Raw genomic sequence first — 1,439 nt, forward strand, 5'->3', positions numbered from 1 at the left:
ATATTCAACAGAACATTCATTCTAAATTAAAAAAGAAAGCGCCCGCTTTTTTTGAGCGTTATGGTAAGGATATGTATTACATCACTTATCAACGTAATTCTAATACGACGTGGTATATTTTCTTCTCTGTCATTGGAGATACTTATTTTATTAAATACATAACCAATAATCACGTTTCCGGTCAGTATATTTTTTAGCATATTTCAATGAACATACTCGTCACTGGAATCCACGGCTTTGTGGGTTCCAATCTCGTTGTTGCCCTAAAGGAACGTCATAGCCTTTACGGGCTGGATATTGTCGCTCCTGAAAAGGAGGGGGTGGTAAAGACTTTTTTCTGGAAGGATATCGAACCGGCTTCTTTTCCGATGCGGAATCTTCCTGAATTCGATGCCATTATTCATCTGGCTGGTAAAGCCCATGATACGAAAAACCGGTCCGCAGCCCAATCCTATTTTGATATTAATACGGGATTGACTCAAAAGATATTTGATTTCTTTCTGGAATCGTCTGCGAAGAAGTTCGTATTCTTCAGTTCTGTGAAAGCCGCTGCAGACAGTGTGGTGGGTGATATGCTGACTGAAGATGTGGTGCCTGCTCCGGTAGGGCCTTATGGGGAAAGTAAGATAGCTGCCGAGAATTACATCCTTGACAAGTTGAAGGTTGAGAATGGGAAATTGAAAGCTAATCCTTATGATGACAAGCAGGTTTATATCCTGCGTCCCTGCATGATTCATGGTTCCGGCAATAAAGGCAATCTGAATCTTCTTTATAATGTGGTGAGGAAAGGCATTCCCTGGCCTTTGGGGGCTTTTGAGAACAGGAGGTCTTTTACTTCGATAGACAATCTTTGCTACGTGGTGGAAGGGCTGTTGACTAAGGAGGTGGGGAGTGGTATCTACCACATGGGAGATGACGAGGCCTTGTCCACGAATGAGCTGATAGCTTTGATATGTCGGGCTTTGGAGCGTAAGCCGCATATCTGGAAGATAAACAGAGGACTGATGGAATTCTGTGCCCGGCTTGGGACTCTGCTCCATTTGCCTTTGAATACAGAGCGTCTGCGCAAGTTGACAGAGAATTATGTGGTGAGTAATGCGAAAATAAAGGCTGCCCTGGGAATTGACAGAATGCCGGTGAGGGCAGAGGAGGGGATAGTGAGAACGATTTTATCGTTCTCAAATTAAAAGTTAAGAATTAAATTGATAATTAAAAATTAAAGAGGAAAATACTGTTATGTATTATCTGCTTATACTGGTTCTGCTGTTTTTAGCAGAACTTTTTTATTTTAGAGTGGCTGATAGGTGCAATATCATCGACAAGCCCAATGAGCGGAGTTCTCATACGAAAGTGACTTTACGCGGTGGTGGGATTATTTTCTATTTCGGAGCGTTGGCCTATTTCCTGACGAGTGGCTTTGAATATCCCTGGTTCCTGCT

1 protein-coding gene and 2 pseudogenes are annotated in these 1,439 nt (G+C 42.4%); all 3 read left to right on the forward strand.

Features of this window, described 5'->3' with window-relative positions; genetic code table 11:
• Positions 1-197, forward strand: a pseudogene (locus ABUA47_RS24710) (hypothetical protein); the annotation flags it as partial.
• Between the two features lie 9 nt (positions 198-206).
• Complete coding sequence (locus ABUA47_RS24715) at positions 207-1,187, forward strand: NAD-dependent epimerase/dehydratase family protein (RefSeq protein WP_035448460.1); 981 nt, start codon at positions 207-209, stop codon at positions 1,185-1,187.
• Between the two features lie 49 nt (positions 1,188-1,236).
• A pseudogene (locus tag ABUA47_RS24720) lies at positions 1,237-1,439 on the forward strand (UDP-GlcNAc--UDP-phosphate GlcNAc-1-phosphate transferase); the annotation flags it as partial.

Origin of the sequence: Bacteroides sp. RTP31139st1_H2_RTP31139_211217 (assembly GCF_040227615.1) — a bacterium.
GTDB lineage: Bacteria > Bacteroidota > Bacteroidia > Bacteroidales > Bacteroidaceae > Bacteroides > Bacteroides uniformis.

What these genes read in the sequence shown, in the direction of transcription:
- ABUA47_RS24715 (WP_035448460.1), top strand. Translation starts at nt 207, where the DNA reads ATGAACATACTCGTCACTGGAATCCACGGCTTTGTGGGTTCCAATCTC.